We start from the raw sequence: 16,619 nt of genomic DNA, 5'->3' as shown, positions 1-16,619 counted from the left end.
AGATGATGGTGGAGCGACGGGTATAGGGTTGCGGCCGGGATTGTCTCATCCGCAGCGATCCTTCGCGCCCCCCTCTGTCCTGCCGGACATCTCCCCCTCTAGTGGGGAGATTGGCAGTTTCGGCGCGGGGCTTTATTCGGCAACGCTGGAGATTGGCGAAATCGGCTATATTGCCAATCTCCCCCCTGGAGGGGGAGATGTCCGGCAGGACAGAGGGGGGCGCTGTCCCGCCGACTTCAAATGGATACCACCTATGACCGACTCCGACCTTCCCATCCTCTCCCCCGTCGAGGCGCGCGTGCTCGGCTGCCTGATCGAGAAGAAGGAACTGACGCCCGACGTCTATCCGCTGACGCTCAATGCAGCACTTGCCGCCGCCAACCAGAAGACGGCGCGCGAGCCGGTGATGTCGGTCGAGCTTGGCGAGGTTAGGCGGGCGCTTGGCCAGCTCGAGCAGAAGGGCCTTGTCAGGCAGGTGTTCGCGTCGCGCGTCGAGCGCTACGAGCATGTGGTGGCACAGCGCTTTTCCCTGACCTCGGCGCAGATCGCGCTGCTCGGCCTGTTGCTGCTGCGCGGCCCGCAGACGGCCTATGAATTGCTGGCACGAAGCGAGCGCATGGCGCGGCTGCCGTCGATCGACGAGCTTCGCGGCAACGTCGATCTGCTGATCGGCCGCCGGCCACCGCTGGTGCAGCAGATCGATCGCGGGCCAGGCCAGCGCGAGGATCGCTATGTCCATCTGCTCAGCGGACCGCCGCAGCTGCCGGCTGCCGCAGCCCTGCAGTCGTCCTCGCCGGCGTCGGATCTGGAGACGCGCGTGCACGCCCTCGAGCAAGAGGTCGCGGCATTGCGCGCCCGCCTCGACGCGCTGTCCGGCGACGGCACTACATAGTCACTCGAATGCCGGCGGGACAGCGCCCCCCTCTGTCCTGCCGGACATCTCCCCCTCAAGGGGGGAGATTGCGCTGTCATCTCCACTTTCGCCAATCACCAAGGTTGAAGGACGAGAGCCGTCGCCAAAACTGCCAATCTCCCCACTTGAGGGGGAGATGCCCGGCAGGGCAGAGGGGGGCGCGAAGGATCGCCGACGTTCGTTTGGCGGCTCACCCGAGCCTGGCGTCGAGCGATACTTTGATGGCGCCGAGCGCTTTTGAGACCGGGCATTCGGCCTTGGCCTTCTCGGCCAATTCCTTGAACTTGGCGGCATCGATGCCCGGCACCTTGCCGACCAGCGTGATCGCGCTGCCGGTGATGCCGGTGCCGGGGACCAGCGTTACCACGGCCTTGGCGTCGAGCTCGGCGGCCGGCGTGCCGTTCTCGGCGAGAAAATGCGAAAGCTGCATGGCGTAGCAGCCGGCGTGGGCGGCGGCGATCAGCTCTTCCGGGTTGGTGCCGGATTTGCCGCTCTCGTCCTCGAAACGCATCTTGGCCGAATAGGGCGTGCCCTTCAGCACCCCGCTCTGGGTTTCGAGTGTGCCTTTGCCTTCCTTGAAACTGCCTTTCCAAACGGCGTTGGCGGTGCGGTCCATCAATTCCTCCTTGATTGTCGTGGCTGAGCCCGTGATCGGCATCCAGTCGACTATAGCGCGCGCGGGAGCGAAGGCCACCCGCGCTTTCGTATCGACAGCAGCATGGTCGGGCAAAATCGCTCGGGAAAAAAATCGCGAAAAAAATATGCGTGCAAAAATGTCGACTTCCATCTGTCCCGGCCGTCCTGCGGGCGGCCCCGGAATTGGTGGCCGGATGGAGGACCACATGAACAATCTGTTTTCTGCTCACTGGGCAAGCACCAGCCACAGGGCCGGTGAACAACAAGCCGACTGGTCGCACCTGCCGCCTTCCGGCTTCGGCCGGCTGCTTGCGGCGATTGCCATTATCGGCATTGCGGTGTCCTTTCTCGATTATGCAGCGGCCAAGGGCCAGGCCAATGTTTCCGTAGCCTCGTCCTACGGTCCAACCCAGGAATGGAGGTAAAGATGAAATACGTTTGCCTGGTCTACGGTGAAGAAAAAGATCTCTACGCCATGACGCCAGCGAGACTGGCCAAGCTCGACGCCGATTCGCTGGCCTATGACAGGTCGGTGGCGCAAAGCGGACGGCTGGTCATCGCGCAGGCGCTGCAATCGGTGAAGACGTCGAAGACCGTGCGCCGGCGCCAGGGCAAGCGGCTGGTCACCGACGGCCCCTTCGCCGAGACCAAGGAGCAGTTGCTCGGCTTCCTGATGATCGAGGCCGGGGATCTCGACGAGGCACTGGAGATCGCCGGCGGCATTCCGCTGGCCGAAATCGGCACGATCGAGGTGCGGGCGATCTACAACGTGCCGGGGTCATGAAGGTGTCTCGGCAGTTGGCGGCCAACAGCGCGGGCGGACCGTCGTTTTCTTGGTTGCACGCAACTTTTGCGTGTTGAAGCAAAGCAATACTTCTCCTATCGTCGCCCGAGGTTGGGGGATCTTGGGGCATGCATATATTGATTGCTGCAATCGGCCTGCTGGGGGCAGCGGCGTTCTGGTGGTACCGGCTGAAGACCATGAACGACGCGGCGCGTGAGGTTGCCGACGTCGTTGGCCGCGTCCAGGGCAATATCCGCCGCAAGAAATTGCGCAAGCAGGCGGCGCTCTCGCCGCTGACGGCAATCGACGATCCGGTCGTGGCCGCCGCGACGCTGATCACCGCCATTGTTTGCGAGCATGGTCCCGTGCTGCCGCAACGCGAAGCTGCCATTCGATCGGTGATCTCGGAGATTGCCGACAAAAAGCAGACCGATGAAGCGGTGATCTACGCCAAATGGGCGGCATCGCAAATCGACGACGCCACGGTCGTCATCGACAAGCTGGCACCGTTCCTGCGCGAACGGCTCGACGTAACGGAGCGAAACGATTTGCTGCAGATGGTGAACCGCGTGGCGCAGACCGGCGAGCAGCGCCTGCAGATATCAGACCAGCGCATGCTGCGGTTGCGGCAGAAGCTCGGCTTCGAAGTGAGTTGAGCCATCGCATTCCACTTTTGAAAGAACGAGAAGGTACCCATAACCATGGCTAGGACGTCAAAGCTCTAGGTGTAGCGGTCCGAGATTATCCGCACTCCGGCCCGTGATCATCGCGATTTTCGGACCACATTAATTGCGACTATAGATCCCGATCCGCGCCGGCCCACAATAATTCAGACTGGCCCCAGATTATGTGAGACGGGACCAGTGGGTGGAGTTGAGGGCAATTAGCCCTCAACAGTGATCTTGATAGCCGAAGGATCGACGCCGAAAGTGAGAGCAAGGCGGCGCTTCGCCTCGGGAATAGTCAACGGCTCGGCAACGATCTCGGCGACAGCGGCGGCGAGTTCACTCGACTCATCAGCTTCGGCTAGGTCTTCCTCCTCAACCTCGTTACTGGTTGCGCCGAACAGCGGAACGCGATCCTTTGGCGGAAACTTCAAACCGATACCAGCGCCGACAAATGAAACCGGCTCGTTGGCTTCCTTGTGGTACAGGGAAATCCAGTTGCCATGTGAGGTATCGACATTCGGGTTTGCCGCATAACGGGCCTTGAAATTCCTATTCAAGCGATCCCGAACCTCAGAGGCTGAAAAGTCGTGAACGAGGCCAATCTTTTCCTTCCCTTCCTCGCGGGTATTGAGAGCGACAACGATAACTCGCTGCACCTCGACATCATCCATGCCCAACCAATTGCCGGTCGCGTCCTCGCGGGGGAAGGCAAACCACTGGTCCTGTGACGTACGGATAGCGACGTTGAACTCCTCCTTGCCCTTCTTCACACGGCGCAGGCTCTTCTTTCCGGCACGCAGAACGCGCGAAACCTCATAGCCCTGAGCTTCTAGGTATTCGATACCGATTTCAAACAACCGCTTGGCGTGCTGTATCTTTTCAGGCGATGCATAGATGTTGGCCATTTCTTCCTCATTTAACTTGCATTCTACGCTTACATTGTGCCAACAAATCGACGGCAAATCAAGGACAATCGGCGGACAAATATAAAATTGGTACAAAATACCCTAAAATCCCAAAATAAGTCCATACGAAATGAAAGAGAACAGCACTTTGAGATTTTTTGGGTAAATTATTCCTACCGCCGGAGGTTTCAGAAGGCGTTCGGCCGCCGGGAACGTTCGTGATGAAAGCCATCCCAGCCCGGCGAACTGTTGCGCGAGGACGTGCTTGCGCCACTCGGCATAGAGGTGACCGATGCTGCGCAGCGGCTCGGGACTTCTCGCACCACCCTGTCGCGTGTTGTTAACGGCCAGGCATTTATTGCGGGCCGGCGCAGATCCATAGTCGCGATTAATGTGGGCCGAAAATCGCGATAATCCCAAGTGCCGATAATCTCGGGCCGCGACATCTAGGGTACAAATGGAACCAGTGGCCTATGTTGCGGCGCAGTAGCCGATCTGATCGGCACGCTGTTGTGGGACTGATTGAGGAAATGCAGAGCGGGCGGTTCGGGTTCGGCGTCCTGATTGCCGTGGTGGTTTTCTGCCATCCTTTGTGGGCGCTAGATCGCTTCCCCTTTCAATAGCCGCGGCGTGTCGCCGGACAGCCCCGATGCCTGGCGGATGAAGAAATCCTTCAGGCGCGGCATGCGCTCGACCAGGCCGAGGCCGATGTCGCGGACGGCGCGCAGCGGGCCGATGTCGTTGGAAAACAGCCGGTTGAGCACGTCGGTTGTGACGCCCATCTGCACCGTGTCGAAGCGCCGCCACTGCTGGTAACGCTCGAGCACGTCCAGCGCGCCGATGTCCTGGCCGAGCCGGTCGGCCTCGACCACCACTTCGGCCAATGCCGCCACATCCTTGAAGCCGAGATTGAGGCCCTGGCCGGCGATCGGATGGATGCCGTGGGCGGCATCGCCGACGAGCGCAATGCGCCGTGCGACGAAGGCGCGGGCAAGCGTCAAGCCGAGCGGCCAGGCGCGCGGCTTGTCAGCAAGGTGGATTTCACCAAGCTTCAGACCAAAACGCAGTTCCAACTCATGCTCGAAGACGAGGTCGTCGCCATCGACCAGTTTCTGCGCATCCTCTGTCCGCTCGACCCAGACGATCGACGAGCGGTTGCCGTCCTTGCCAGGCTTCAGCGGCAATGTGGCGAAGGGGCCCGCCGGCAAAAAATGCTCTTCGGCGCGGCCATTGTGCGGGCGCTCATGGGCAACGGTGCAGACGATGCCGGACTGGCCATACTCCCATTTCACCGTCTTGATGCCGGCCATGTCGCGCAGCTTCGAGTTGACGCCGTCGGCGGCGACCAGCAGGCGCGCCTTCAGCGTCGCGCCATCGGCAAGATGCACGGTGATGCCGGCACCGTTGATGTCGAAGGCGCTGACGGCGACGCCTTCGATGATGCCGATGCCGAGTTGTTCGGCGCGCCGGCGCAAGGCGCCGTTCAAATCCTTGTTGGCGACCATATGCGCAAAGGGTTCGCCGGGCGCGACCTCGCCGTCGAAGGTGAGGAACACCGGGCGGACCGGATCCGTCGTGCGCGAATCGGTGACGATCATTTCGGTGATCGCCTGCGCCTCCGGCGCGATCTCGTTCCAGACGCCGAGCTGGTCGAGCATGCGGCACGCGGCGGCGGCAATCGCCGAGGCGCGGCCGTCCTCCTGCCAGACGCCGGCCGGTGCGGCATCGACGACGGCGACGGCGAGGCTCGGCCGCGCCTGCTTCAGCGACACGGCGGCGGCCAAGCCGACATAACCGGCGCCGGCGACCAGAACGTCGAGCGAATTCTTGCTGTCGACCATGGCAATTCCTTTCGCAGCCTGACTGTCGCCGGGCATTCCGCCCTTGACTGCCCGCTGTTCCTGTCGGAAACCGCCATGGTAATTTTGCGGCGAGGTCAAGATGACGGCAGCCATGGACGAGCTTCTCAGCATTCTCGACCTCGAGCAGCTGGAACACAATCTGTATCGTGGTCGCAGCCCCAAGCTCGACTGGCAGCGCATCTTCGGCGGCCAGACCATCGCCCAGGCGCTGATCGCCGCGCAGCGAACGGTTCAGCCCGAGCGCCACGTGCATTCGCTGCATGGCTATTTCATGCGGCCGGGCGACACCAAGGTGCCGATCATCTACGAGGTCGACCGCATCCGCGACGGCGGCTCCTTTACTACGCGCCGCGTCGTGGCGATCCAGCACGGCCAGGCGATCTTTTCGCTCGAAGCTTCGTTCCAGCAGGATGAGGTCGGCCTGGAACATCAGGTGCCGATGCCGCAGGACGTGCCGGCGCCCGACACGTTGCTGTCGCAGCGCGAATTGCTGGGCAAGTTCGGCGAAGCCGTGCCCGACGGCATCAAGCGCTATTGGGAGCGCGACCGGCCGATCGAGATGAAGCCGGTGATGCTGAAGCATTATACCAGCCGGGAAAAGCTCGAGCCGAAGCAGAACATCTGGATCCGCACCACCGGCCCGGTGCCGGCGGACCGCGGCACGCAGGCGGCCGTGCTCGCTTACCTCTCCGACATGACGCTGCTCGACACCTCGACCTTTGCCCATGGCCGCGCCATTTTCGATCGCGATATCCAGGCAGCCAGCCTCGACCACGCCATGTGGTTCCATCGCAGCCATCCGCTCGACGACTGGATGCTGTACACGCAAGACAGCCCGTCGACGCAAGGATCGCGAGGCTTTACCCGCGGCTCGCTGTTTGCGCGCGACGGCACGTTGATCGCCTCGGTTGCCCAAGAAGGACTCATCCGGCTGAAGCGGCCGCCTGCGGAGTAGGCATTTTTCGAAATTTGCCTATTTTTTAAGCATATGCCCTGCCGCGCCTGTGAACAGGCAGTCGGCAAACCTTCCCGATTTCGTTGTTTAACAATAGCTTAACACCCTGCTTCGGCAATTGGCACGGAGCTTGAATCCTAGCGGGCACTCTCCGGCTCTCATGGGGATCGGCGAAGTCGTGCAAACGCGGGGACCCGCAACAGCAAAGGGTGAAACCTTATGAAGATCGTGATGGCAATCATAAAGCCGTTCAAGCTCGACGAGGTGCGCGAGGCGCTCACCGCAGTCGGCATCCAGGGCCTGACCGTCACCGAAGTAAAAGGCTACGGACGTCAGAAGGGGCACACGGAAATCTATCGCGGGGCGGAATACGCGGTCAGCTTCCTGCCGAAGATCAAGATCGAAGTCGCGGTCGCTGTCGACATGGTCGACAAGGCCGTCGACGCCATCACCGCGGCGGCCAAGACCGGCCAGATCGGCGACGGCAAGATCTTCGTTTTCGGCATCGACCAGGCGGTGCGCATTCGCACCGGCGAAACAGACACCGACGCGCTTTGAGCCGCGGATACGTATTCCAATGGAGAGTTCAATGAATATTCCTTCCACCTTGAAGATAACGGGACGCGCGGCCGTTTTGGGCTCGCTCGCTCTCGCTGCACTGGGCACGGTTGCTGCGTTCGCGCAGGAAGCGGCTCCGGCAGCACCGGCTGCCCCTGCGCCCGCGCTCGACACCGGCAACACCGCCTGGATGCTGACCTCGACGGCCCTGGTGCTGATGATGACTATACCGGGCCTGGCGCTGTTTTATGGCGGCATGGTGCGCAAGAAGAACGTGCTCGCCACCATCATGCAGAGCTTTGCCATCACCTGCCTGGTGACGGTGCTGTGGTTCATGTTCGGCTACTCGCTGGCCTTCTCGGATGGCGGCGGCATGAATGCCTATCTCGGCGGCTTCTCGAAGTTCTTCCACAACGGCATCACCACCTCGTCGCTGTGGCTGCCGGGGGTGGCGAACATTCCTGAGTTCGTCTTCTCGATGTTCCAGATGACCTTCGCCATCATCACGCCGGCGCTGATTGCCGGCGCCTTCGCCGAACGCATGAAGTTCTCGGCGCTGCTCATCTTCATGGGAGCGTGGCTGCTGGTCGTCTATGCCCCGATCGCGCACTGGGTGTGGGGCGGCGGCTTCCTCGGCACAGCCGGCGTTCTCGATTTCGCCGGCGGCACGGTCGTTCACATCAATGCCGGTGTTGCCGGCCTGGTCTGCGCGCTGGTTCTCGGCAAACGTGAAGGCTACGGCACCACCAACATGGCGCCGCACAACCTCGTCTACTCCGTGATCGGCGCTTCGCTGCTGTGGGTCGGCTGGTTCGGCTTCAACGCCGGCTCGGAACTGGCCGCCGACGGCCTTGCCGGTGCCGCGATGCTGAACACCCAGGTTGCCGCTGCCGCTGCGGCGCTCGCCTGGATGTTCGCCGAATGGATCGTCGCCAAGAAGCCGAGCATTCTCGGCATCATCTCGGGCGCCGTCGCCGGCCTGGTCGCGGTGACACCGGCTTCCGGCTTCGTCAATCCGACCGGCGCCTTTATCGTCGGCATCGTCGCCGGCGTGCTGTGCTATGTCTCGGCCGTCAAGCTCAAGCACGCGTTCGGCTATGACGACTCGCTCGATGCATTCGGCGTGCACGGCATCGGCGGCATCATCGGCGCATTGCTGACCGGCGTGCTCGCCGATCCGGCGATCAACAGCCTCGGCTCGGGTGCCTCTGTCGGCAAGCAGCTCTACGGTATCGTCTTCACCATCCTGTGGACGGCGATCGCGAGCTTCGTGATCCTCTACATCGTCAAGGCGCTGGTCGGCCTGCGTCCTTCCACCCAGGAAGAGGTCGAAGGGCTCGACATCAGCCAGCACGGCGAAGTGGTGCCGTAAGGTTAAGGCAATTGGCTGGCGCCGGTGTTTTGCCGGTGCCGGGAATATCCCGTCGTGATGCTCCTGAAAGGGCTCACGCCTTGAGGCCCGGAAGATCTCCGGGCCTCTTTTTTTGTGTGCAGGCGGCCGTTATGGCTCGATCACAATCGCTTGATCAAGGTGCTCGATCCACCGGCGGCGTGAAACAGCGGCCGCAGCTGCGCCCGTTCCGACGACGCAGATTGCCCATGGTTAATGCGCCCTTAACCTTCCCGCCGCTAGTCTGACAGCCGAATCTGCCGTGTTGCGCGTCCGCGCCCGGCCGGGCAACGACAGACGAGGAAGAGCATGCGTTCAGGGGCTTCAGCACCGCTTGCGCTGGCCGATACGGAGCACGGCATCCGGTCGTTCGCGAGGCGCCAGGTCGGGCGGCTGGTCGGTGCCGGGCTGTTTGCTCTGGTTGGTTTCGGCGTCGCCGCCCTTGCCACCTGGAACGTCGCCGATCCGAGCTTTTCGCACGCCACCGATAATATCGTCACCAATGCAATGGGTTATGCCGGCGCCGTCTTTTCCGACATTGCCATGCAGTTCTTCGGGCTTGCCGCCGTTGCGGCGCTGGTGCCGGCGGTGATCTGGGGATTTCTGCTGTTTACCGCGCGCGGCGTCGACCGGCTGCCGAAACGGGCGCTGGCCTGGTTCGGGTTTTCGCTGCTTGGCGCGGCAATTGCCGGCTGCGTGGTGCCGCCCAAGACATGGCCGCTGCCGACCGGCCTCGGCGGCGTATTTGGCGATATGGTGCTCAACATTCCCGGCCTGGTCATCGGCGGTTATCCGACCGGCCTCGTCGCCAGCGTGCTCGCCGTGCTCCTGGCAGCGCCGGCGCTGTGGGTATTCTTGTATGGCTCGGCGCTGATTTCACGCAAGAACGGCTTTGCCGTCCTCGAACAGCCTGCCGTGCCCGATCCGCAGGACGACCTGCTTTTCGACAATGAAGAGGACGAGGGCGACGAAGGTATATTGGCGCTTGGCGCCATCACCCACTGGTGGCTGTCGCTGCGCGCCTATCTGCGCCGCCGCGCCGCGCGCCGGCGCGAGCACGACGATTTCGAGCCGGAGATGGAGCCGCGCCCCAGCGCCTGGCGGCGGGCGGCCGAACGGGTCGAGTCGGCCGAGTTCGCCGAAGCGCGGATGAGCCCGGGCGGGCGCGCCCGCGTCGAGCCGGAATTCTTCGCCGCCATGGTCAACGACCGCAGTGCCTCGATCGACCCCGACGATGCCGACGTCTTCGACAACGATGACAATGACGACATGGATTTTGCACCGGAGCCCGTGGGCCAACGGCGCAGCGCCCCGACAGCGCAGGTTCAGAATTTCCGATCCGATGCGGCCACGCGCGTCGCAGCGCCGGCACCCCGCCCGGCTCCGGGCGCCCGCGTCCAGCGCGAAGCGCAGACCACACTGATCGGCTCGGAAAGGTTTGAAATGCCGTCGCTGCATTTCCTGTCCGAGCCGAAGAATGTCGTGCGCGATGCCAGCCTGTCCAAGGACGCGCTGGAGCAGAATGCCCGCCTGCTCGAAGGCGTGCTGGAGGATTTCGGCGTCAAGGGCGAGATCATCCATGTGCGTCCCGGCCCGGTCGTCACGCTTTATGAACTGGAGCCGGCGCCCGGCATCAAATCGTCGCGGGTCATCGGCCTTTCCGACGACATCGCCCGCTCGATGAGCGCCATCGCCTGCCGTGTCGCCGTGGTGCCAGGCCGCAACGCCATCGGCATCGAGCTGCCGAACGCCAAACGCGAGACCGTCTATCTCAGGGAGATACTCGCCAGCCGCGATTTCGAAACGACAAAGTCCAAGCTAGCGCTGGCGCTGGGCAAGACCATCAATGGCGAGGCGGTGATCGTCGACATCGCCAAAATGCCGCACGTGCTGGTCGCCGGTACCACCGGCTCGGGCAAGTCCGTCGCCATCAACACCATGATCCTGTCGCTGCTCTACCGGCTGACGCCGCAGGACTGCCGACTGATCATGATCGATCCAAAGATGCTGGAGCTCTCGGTCTATGACGGCATTCCGCATCTTCTGACGCCGGTGGTCACCGATCCGAAGAAGGCGGTGGTGGCGCTGAAATGGACCGTGCGCGAGATGGAGGACCGCTACCGCAAGATGTCGAAGGTTGGCGTCCGCAACATCGACGGCTTCAACGCGCGCGTGCAGCAGGCCGAGAAAAAAGGCGAAAGGATCTCGCGCACCGTGCAGACCGGCTTCGACCGCCAGACCGGCGAAGCGATCTACGAGACGGAGAACCTCGACCTCGAGCCGATGCCCTACATCGTCGTCATCATCGACGAGATGGCCGATTTGATGATGGTCGCCGGCAAGGACATCGAAGGCGCGGTGCAGCGCCTGGCGCAGATGGCGCGCGCCGCCGGCATCCATGTCATCATGGCGACGCAGCGTCCGTCGGTCGACGTCATCACCGGCACCATCAAGGCAAATTTCCCGACCCGTATCTCGTTCCAGGTGACATCGAAGATCGACAGCCGCACCATCCTGGGCGAGCAGGGCGCCGAACAGCTGCTCGGCATGGGCGACATGCTCTACATGGCCGGCGGCGGCCGCATCCAGCGCGTGCACGGTCCCTTCGTCTCCGACGACGAGGTGGAGAAGATCGTCGCGCATCTGAAGCTGCAGGGCGTGCCGGAATATCTCGACGCCATCACCGAGGACGACGACAAGGACGACGATGAGCCGTCGGGCAAAGGCAGTGGCGGCGGCGACGGCGGCAATTTTGACGATTCCGACGACCCCTACGACCAGGCGGTTGCGGTGGTGCTGCGCGACGGCAAGGCCTCGACCAGCTACATCCAGCGCCGGCTCGGCATCGGCTACAACCGCGCCGCCTCGATCATCGAGAAGATGGAGAAGGAAGGCATTGTCGGCCCGGCCAATCATGCCGGAAAACGCGAAATCCTGGTACCGACGGAGGACGACAAGTTCTAGAGCGCATCAGCGCCGGCAACTTTGAACCTTTTGGCGCGTTGCAACGGATGAGCGCCGTGCGGCCCGCCAAACTTAAGCCCAACTGGGGGGCCAGACCAATATAACGAGCAAGCAATCAAATGATGGTGACCGGCATGAAAAACGCAACTCTCGCCCCAAGCAGGGATTTCGCCCCAACCCGCCGGCATGTGCTCGGCCTCGGTCTGGTCCTGGCCGGTGCGGCGGCCGCCAACCTCGTGCCCGGCTTCCAGTTGCTAGCGTCGGCGCAAGCAGCGGTTCCGGCGACGGCGCAGAAAATCGCCGATCATTTCTCCTCGGTCAAATCGATGAGCGGCGAGTTCGTGCAGTTCGGACCCAAGGGCGAGCAGACCGGCGGCAAGTTCTTTCTGGAACGGCCGGGCAAGATCCGCTTCAATTATGACGGCGCCTCGAATTTCAGGGTGATTTCCGACGGCAAGTCGGTGGTCATCCTCAACAAGAAGCTGCGGACCTCCGACCTCTATCCGCTGTCGAAGACGCCACTGAAGCTGCTGCTCGACGACAAGATCGATCTCTCGGGCGGACGCGTCAGAAGCGTCAAGGAAGAAAACGATCTCACCACTATCCAGCTTGCCGACAAATCCGTGTTCGGCAATTCGAAGATCACCATGATGTTCGATCCGAAATCCTATGAATTGCGGCAGTGGACCATCACCGATGCGCAAGGCAAGGACACAACGGTGATGATCTTCAACACCAAGGAGGGCGTCAGCTTCGCCCCCGACACCTTCGCCATCGACTATACGGCCAACCGGGAACTGAACACCAAGACTAGGTAGCTTTCTACCGCTGCGGGATGGCTTTCCGCGTTGGTGCGGGCGGCTTGTCTTTACGGTGCGCGGCTGGCAGTAGTTTCCGCGATTGACTTCCGTCGGAGCCATCCGGCGGATCTTGCGTTGTCCGGAACCCCACATGCCGTTTTCCGTCGCTACCTGGAACATCAACTCCGTCCGGCTGCGCATGCCGATTGTCGAGCGCCTGCTGGTCGAGCAGGCGCCGGACGTGCTTTGCCTGCAGGAAACCAAGGTTCCGGACGAATTGTTTCCGGAGAAGGCGTTCCGCAAGCTTGGCTACGAGCACATCGCCTTCCATGGCCAGAAGGGCTATCACGGCGTTGCGACCATAGCGCGTCGTCCGATCGAGATCGTCGAAAAGCGCCGCTTCTGCGAGATCGACGACAGCCGGCATCTGTCGGTCACCGTCAACGCCGGCGGCAAGACGATCCTGCTGCACAATTTCTACGTACCGGCCGGCGGCGACGAGCCCGACCCGACCGTCAACCGCAAGTTCAAGCACAAGCTCGATTTCGTTGCCGAGATGAACGCCGTCCGCGCCGAGCATGACGAGGTTTCCGGCTCGATCCTGGTCGGCGATCTCAACGTCGCGCCGCTCGAGCACGATGTCTGGTCGCACAAGCAGCTCCTCAACGTCGTCAGCCATACGCCGGTCGAGACGGAAAATTTCGAGGCAATGCGGCTCGCCGGCGACTGGATCGACCTGATGCGGCTCAATGTGCCTTACGAGGAGAAACTCTACACCTGGTGGAGCTATCGCGCCCAGGATTGGCAGGCCTCAAATCGCGGCCGCCGCCTCGACCATATCTGGTCATCGCCAAACCTGGTGCCGCATTTTGCCGGCTATGAAATCCTGCGGCCGGCGCGCGGCTGGGAACGGCCCTCGGACCATGTGCCGGTGATCGGGCGTTTCAACCTCGATTAGCTTTGTCTCGCCTTAACAACTCAGCGAAACCTGAAGCTATCCGCGATGTAGTCGGGACGGGCGTTCAGCGTGGCGAAAACGTCCTCCAGGTCAGGCGCCCCCGCCAATATGCCCGACAGGACCAGCGTCGTCGCGACGCCGACGCCGTTGCCGCCGGCTATGTCGTGCTCGACGCTGTCGCCGACGCAGACCACGCTGTCGCGCTCCGGGTGGCCCGCCAGTGCCAGCGCTGCCTCGAATATCTGCGGATTGGGCTTGCCAATGCGTGCCACGCTGCCGCCGAGGCTCTCATAGAGATCGGCGAGCCGGCCGGCGCCGAAGCGAGGGCCGACGGCAGTCAGCATGATCTTGTCGGGATTGGTGCAGAAGCATGGCACCCGCCGCGCCGCTGCCGGACCAAGAAGCCGGCGATAATGGTCGAGGTCGTAGCGATCGCCCTCGCTGGCGGAAATCAGCACCAGTTCTGCATCGTCGCCGTCCTTGGCCAGGACGAAGGGCAGGCCGTCGACAGCCGAACGGTCATTGTCGCGGCGGATCAGCAGGCATTTTGTCTGCGGGCGCAGGGCTCCGGATGCCGCCATTTGATGGAAGGAGCGCCACGCCACCTCGCCGGAGGAGACAAAGTGGTCCCAGCTTCCCGGTTCGAAGCCGAGCTTCAGCAGGCGGCGCTCATTGGGTTGCGCCCGCTTGCCGGAATTCGAGATCAGCACGATGGTCTTGCCGGCGCGCTTGAGTGCCGACAAGGCTTCGACAGCACCTGGATAGGCGCTGGTGCCGTCGTGCAGCACACCAAACTGGTCGAGCAGGAACACCTGATAGCGCTCGGCCAGCGCGGCGACGCCGTCGAGGTGTTGAATTGCCTTGGCCGTCATAAAAGCCCCGCTGCGCTTGCGCCCATCAGCGCCAGCCGCGCCGTGCCGGCAGCGGCCTCCTCCGAAAGAGCCGGCACGAGAGCGACGCCAAGCTTGCGCTGCCGGATCGCCGTCCAGGCCGGATTGGCCGCACCGCCGCCGACGCTCCTGACCGATGTCAGCCGGGGTGCGCCGAGTTCGGCAAGCCGGCGATAGCCGAGCGCCTCGATCGCCGCAATACCCTCGAACATCGCTTTCAGATAGTCGGCGTCGTCGGCGGGCCGCGGCTCGAGGCGGGGCGGCAGCGCTGGATCGGCTATGGGGAAGCGTTCGCCCGGTGCCGGAAGCGGGTAATAATCGAGGCCGGTCTCGGTTGCCGGATCGATCTTTTTGCTGAGCTCGACAATGCGGGCGACGGGGAAATGCTGGGCCAGCACCTTGCCGCCGGAATTCGAGGCGCCGCCCGCCAGGTAGGTGTCTCCCAGCCTGTGGCTGTAGATGCCGAATTGCGGCGCCGAGATCGGCCGGTCGGAGAGGATCTTGATGGTCAGCGACGAGCCGAGCGCGGTAACGCCGTCGCCCGCGGCACTCGCACCGGTCGCCAGGAACGACGCACAGCCATCGGTGGTGCCGGCGACGACAACCACGTCACGCGTCAGGCCGAACATTTTCGCGGCGCTGGCGGTGAGCGTGCCCGTGACATCGCCCGGCCGCACGACGCGAGGCAGGAATTCCGCGCGCATGCCGGTCGCCGCGATCCAGTCCGGCCAGCGCCGGGCCTCGACGTCGTAGCCGGTCTTTAGGGCGTTGTTCTCGTCGCTGACATCGAAGCGGCCGGAAAACTGTCCGGCGATCCAGTCGGCCTGGTGCAGCACAGTGGCGACGCCGGGCAGGTGCTGGAAAGACAGCGCCTTGGCGAGACCGGACGTCGCCCCAAGTGCAGCGCTCGTTGCCGGTGCCGCGCCGGCTATTGCAGTCAGAATGGTGTCGTGAGCGACCTTGTCGTTGTACATCAGCGGTTCGGCCAGCGGCCGCCCGGCGCCGTCGACCGGCAGCAGCGTGCCCGACGTACCGTCGACGGCGATCGAACGCACTGCCGCGCGATCGATACATTTGAGCAGTTCCGCCAACGTCGCGCCGACCGCCTCCCACCATATGGCGGGGTCGCGGCCGTTCAGCCCAAATCGCTCGAGGGCAATAGCGGAATGCGCGGCAATGGAAAAGTCCGGGCGCATGGCGACGGCGCGCGCGCCGGATGTACCGATGTCGATGCCGATGGCAAGCGGGCCAGTTGATAGCGGGCTTGACGAACGCGGCATGTCAGCTGCCTCCGGCATTGAGTTTCTGGCGATATTTTTCGGCGTCCCAGTTGATCAGCTCGTCATTTTCCGCCGCTGTCAGATAATTCAGCTTCGCCGCGACATCGACCCGCGCCGTGACGTCGGAAAGGCAGCGCTGCATGGCGTCGGCACCGGCGCCGGCGTCGCCGCGAATCAGCACGCCGAGGCCGGGAAACAGGATCGCCACGGGTGCGGCGCCGCAGCGCTCGATGACGCGCTTCACGTCCTCGCCCGGTCTCGCCACGACCGAGCCTTCGCCGAGAAAGATGACGTGGTCGGGGTAGAGGCTGCCCCCTGACGCCATGCGGCAGCTTTCGGGGTCGATCGCCACCGCATGCGCCTCGACGTCGGCCGGCAATCTGTAGTCGCTGTCGCCGGCGCGCGCCATCAATGCCGTGGTGTCCGCTTTCGCCACCTGGCGCGGCGGTCGCGCCAACAGCCGTGTCACGCGCCGCAGCAGCATGTCGGCCGCGGCGACAGTGTCGGCGGCAACGACCAGGCCGTGATTGCCGAGGATCAGGATATCGACGCCTGGCCGCAGGCGCTCGGCGATGCCCTGGGCGAGCGGCAGGCCGGGCCGGCGATAGGGAACATACGCCCATTGGTGGCCGTCGAGCCGCCTGGCGGCCTCCGCCTCGCAGTCGGCCTGCACGGCCAGCGAAATGGTCTCGACGCAGTGGACATGCAGAACGATGCGCTGCGGCATCAGCGCATGCACCGTGGTCTCGATCGACGGGCGCAAGCCGCGTGGATTGAGGGCGCCGATGGCGAAGGCCTGTGGCTGTTCGGCGGCTGGGTCGCGCCGTTCGATGGCGTCGAGCAATGGCGGGATGCTGACCGGCACCATGATGTCCGCGGTGAGCGCGTCCTTCAGCCAGGTGCCGGAGGCCTTGATCCAGAGCGTGTCGCCGGCTTTCAGCGAGGTGTTGCCGCCGGCGGCCTGGGTCAGATGCGGGTCGCTGCCGATCTCGGCCGAAAGCGACCGCAGCGCTGCCATTTCCTGCGCATCCGCACTGATCGTCATCGAAATTCCTC

Annotated in this window: 16 protein-coding genes; 10 read left to right on the top strand and 6 right to left on the bottom strand. The window is 63.4% G+C overall.

Annotated elements, in window-relative coordinates; all coding sequences use genetic code 11:
• The first annotated feature begins 253 nt into the window (after positions 1-253).
• Positions 254-892 carry a YceH family protein gene (locus NKI95_RS17930; RefSeq protein ID WP_352718522.1) on the top strand — a complete coding sequence of 213 codons (639 nt, stop codon included), beginning with the start codon at positions 254-256 and terminating at the stop codon, positions 890-892.
• Positions 893-1,103: 211 nt separating this feature from the next.
• Here the strand turns inward: NKI95_RS17930 and NKI95_RS17925 are convergent, their stop codons facing one another.
• A complete protein-coding gene (locus NKI95_RS17925) occupies positions 1,104-1,529 on the bottom strand; it encodes an OsmC family protein (protein ID WP_352517650.1) in 426 nt (141 codons plus the stop codon).
• A gap of 31 nt (positions 1,530-1,560) precedes the next feature.
• Here NKI95_RS17925 and NKI95_RS17920 point away from each other — a divergent pair, with 31 nt between their 5' ends.
• The 3 genes from NKI95_RS17920 to NKI95_RS17910 all read left to right on the top strand — a co-directional run bounded on the left by NKI95_RS17920 (position 1,561) and on the right by NKI95_RS17910 (position 2,989).
• On the top strand, positions 1,561-1,974 hold the full coding sequence (locus tag NKI95_RS17920) for a hypothetical protein (RefSeq protein ID WP_352718520.1): 414 nt from the start codon (positions 1,561-1,563) through the stop codon (positions 1,972-1,974).
• Between the two features lie 2 nt (positions 1,975-1,976).
• Positions 1,977-2,333: a YciI family protein gene (locus tag NKI95_RS17915; RefSeq protein WP_352718518.1), complete on the top strand. Its 357-nt coding sequence runs from the start codon at positions 1,977-1,979 to the stop codon at positions 2,331-2,333.
• A 128-nt stretch (positions 2,334-2,461) separates the two neighbouring features.
• On the top strand, positions 2,462-2,989 hold the full coding sequence (locus NKI95_RS17910) for a hypothetical protein (RefSeq protein ID WP_352718516.1): 528 nt from the start codon (positions 2,462-2,464) through the stop codon (positions 2,987-2,989).
• Between the two features lie 227 nt (positions 2,990-3,216).
• Here the strand turns inward: NKI95_RS17910 and NKI95_RS17905 are convergent, their stop codons facing one another.
• Together NKI95_RS17905 and NKI95_RS17900 are read right to left on the bottom strand one after the other, a co-directional pair.
• A complete protein-coding gene (locus NKI95_RS17905) occupies positions 3,217-3,906 on the bottom strand; it encodes a hypothetical protein (RefSeq protein WP_352718514.1) in 690 nt (229 codons plus the stop codon).
• Between the two features lie 599 nt (positions 3,907-4,505).
• Positions 4,506-5,747, bottom strand: a complete 1,242-nt coding sequence (locus NKI95_RS17900) for a ubiquinone biosynthesis hydroxylase (RefSeq protein WP_352718539.1) — start codon at positions 5,745-5,747, stop codon at positions 4,506-4,508.
• 100 nt (positions 5,748-5,847) lie between these two features.
• Here NKI95_RS17900 and tesB point away from each other — a divergent pair, with 100 nt between their 5' ends.
• The 6 genes from tesB to NKI95_RS17870 all read left to right on the top strand — a co-directional run bounded on the left by tesB (position 5,848) and on the right by NKI95_RS17870 (position 13,393).
• Positions 5,848-6,723, top strand: coding sequence for an acyl-CoA thioesterase II (tesB, locus tag NKI95_RS17895; RefSeq protein ID WP_352718512.1), 876 nt, complete (start codon positions 5,848-5,850; stop codon positions 6,721-6,723).
• Positions 6,724-6,942: 219 nt separating this feature from the next.
• Positions 6,943-7,281, top strand: a complete 339-nt coding sequence (locus NKI95_RS17890) for a P-II family nitrogen regulator (RefSeq protein ID WP_292664109.1) — start codon at positions 6,943-6,945, stop codon at positions 7,279-7,281.
• 49 nt (positions 7,282-7,330) lie between these two features.
• The gene (locus NKI95_RS17885; RefSeq protein WP_292664120.1) at positions 7,331-8,653 is read left to right on the top strand and encodes an ammonium transporter; all 1,323 of its coding nucleotides are present in this window, start codon (positions 7,331-7,333) and stop codon (positions 8,651-8,653) included.
• A gap of 327 nt (positions 8,654-8,980) precedes the next feature.
• A complete protein-coding gene (locus NKI95_RS17880) occupies positions 8,981-11,635 on the top strand; it encodes an FtsK/SpoIIIE family DNA translocase (protein WP_352718510.1) in 2,655 nt (884 codons plus the stop codon).
• Between the two features lie 134 nt (positions 11,636-11,769).
• Complete coding sequence (locus tag NKI95_RS17875; RefSeq protein ID WP_352718507.1) at positions 11,770-12,453, top strand: outer membrane lipoprotein carrier protein LolA; 684 nt, start codon at positions 11,770-11,772, stop codon at positions 12,451-12,453.
• A 133-nt stretch (positions 12,454-12,586) separates the two neighbouring features.
• Complete coding sequence (locus NKI95_RS17870) at positions 12,587-13,393, top strand: exodeoxyribonuclease III (protein WP_352718504.1); 807 nt, start codon at positions 12,587-12,589, stop codon at positions 13,391-13,393.
• A gap of 20 nt (positions 13,394-13,413) precedes the next feature.
• Here the strand turns inward: NKI95_RS17870 and NKI95_RS17865 are convergent, their stop codons facing one another.
• From NKI95_RS17865 to NKI95_RS17855, 3 genes are read right to left on the bottom strand one after another with little or no spacing between them, the layout of a single operon-like run.
• On the bottom strand, positions 13,414-14,265 hold the full coding sequence (locus NKI95_RS17865; RefSeq protein WP_352718501.1) for a TIGR01459 family HAD-type hydrolase: 852 nt from the start codon (positions 14,263-14,265) through the stop codon (positions 13,414-13,416).
• A complete protein-coding gene (locus NKI95_RS17860) occupies positions 14,262-15,563 on the bottom strand; it encodes an FGGY-family carbohydrate kinase (RefSeq protein ID WP_352718499.1) in 1,302 nt (433 codons plus the stop codon). The genes NKI95_RS17865 and NKI95_RS17860 overlap by 4 nt, the downstream gene beginning before the upstream one ends.
• 1 nt (position 15,564) lies before the next feature.
• Positions 15,565-16,608, bottom strand: coding sequence for a class II aldolase/adducin family protein (locus NKI95_RS17855; RefSeq protein ID WP_352718496.1), 1,044 nt, complete (start codon positions 16,606-16,608; stop codon positions 15,565-15,567).
• Positions 16,609-16,619: the final 11 nt, after the last annotated feature.

Source organism: Mesorhizobium sp. M0306 (assembly GCF_040321655.1).
GTDB lineage: Bacteria > Pseudomonadota > Alphaproteobacteria > Rhizobiales > Rhizobiaceae > Mesorhizobium.
The sequence above is the reverse complement of the archived record's forward strand: the minus strand, read 5'-3'. Positions and strand labels throughout refer to the sequence as shown.

Excerpts from the sequence above, each read along its gene's own strand:
- NKI95_RS17930 (WP_352718522.1), top strand. The coding sequence starts at position 254 with ATGACCGACTCCGACCTTCCCATCCTCTCCCCCGTCGAGGCGCGCGTG.
- NKI95_RS17925 (WP_352517650.1), bottom strand. The coding sequence starts at position 1,529 with ATGGACCGCACCGCCAACGCCGTTTGGAAAGGCAGTTTCAAGGAAGGC.
- NKI95_RS17915 (WP_352718518.1), top strand. The coding sequence starts at position 1,977 with ATGAAATACGTTTGCCTGGTCTACGGTGAAGAAAAAGATCTCTACGCC.
- NKI95_RS17910 (WP_352718516.1), top strand. The coding sequence starts at position 2,462 with ATGCATATATTGATTGCTGCAATCGGCCTGCTGGGGGCAGCGGCGTTC.
- NKI95_RS17905 (WP_352718514.1), bottom strand. The coding sequence starts at position 3,906 with ATGGCCAACATCTATGCATCGCCTGAAAAGATACAGCACGCCAAGCGG.
- NKI95_RS17900 (WP_352718539.1), bottom strand. The coding sequence starts at position 5,747 with ATGGTCGACAGCAAGAATTCGCTCGACGTTCTGGTCGCCGGCGCCGGT.
- tesB (WP_352718512.1), top strand. The coding sequence starts at position 5,848 with ATGACGGCAGCCATGGACGAGCTTCTCAGCATTCTCGACCTCGAGCAG.
- NKI95_RS17890 (WP_292664109.1), top strand. The coding sequence starts at position 6,943 with ATGAAGATCGTGATGGCAATCATAAAGCCGTTCAAGCTCGACGAGGTG.
- NKI95_RS17880 (WP_352718510.1), top strand. The coding sequence starts at position 8,981 with ATGCGTTCAGGGGCTTCAGCACCGCTTGCGCTGGCCGATACGGAGCAC.
- NKI95_RS17875 (WP_352718507.1), top strand. The coding sequence starts at position 11,770 with ATGAAAAACGCAACTCTCGCCCCAAGCAGGGATTTCGCCCCAACCCGC.
- NKI95_RS17870 (WP_352718504.1), top strand. The coding sequence starts at position 12,587 with ATGCCGTTTTCCGTCGCTACCTGGAACATCAACTCCGTCCGGCTGCGC.
- NKI95_RS17865 (WP_352718501.1), bottom strand. The coding sequence starts at position 14,265 with ATGACGGCCAAGGCAATTCAACACCTCGACGGCGTCGCCGCGCTGGCC.
- NKI95_RS17860 (WP_352718499.1), bottom strand. The coding sequence starts at position 15,563 with ATGCCGCGTTCGTCAAGCCCGCTATCAACTGGCCCGCTTGCCATCGGC.
- NKI95_RS17855 (WP_352718496.1), bottom strand. The coding sequence starts at position 16,608 with ATGACGATCAGTGCGGATGCGCAGGAAATGGCAGCGCTGCGGTCGCTT.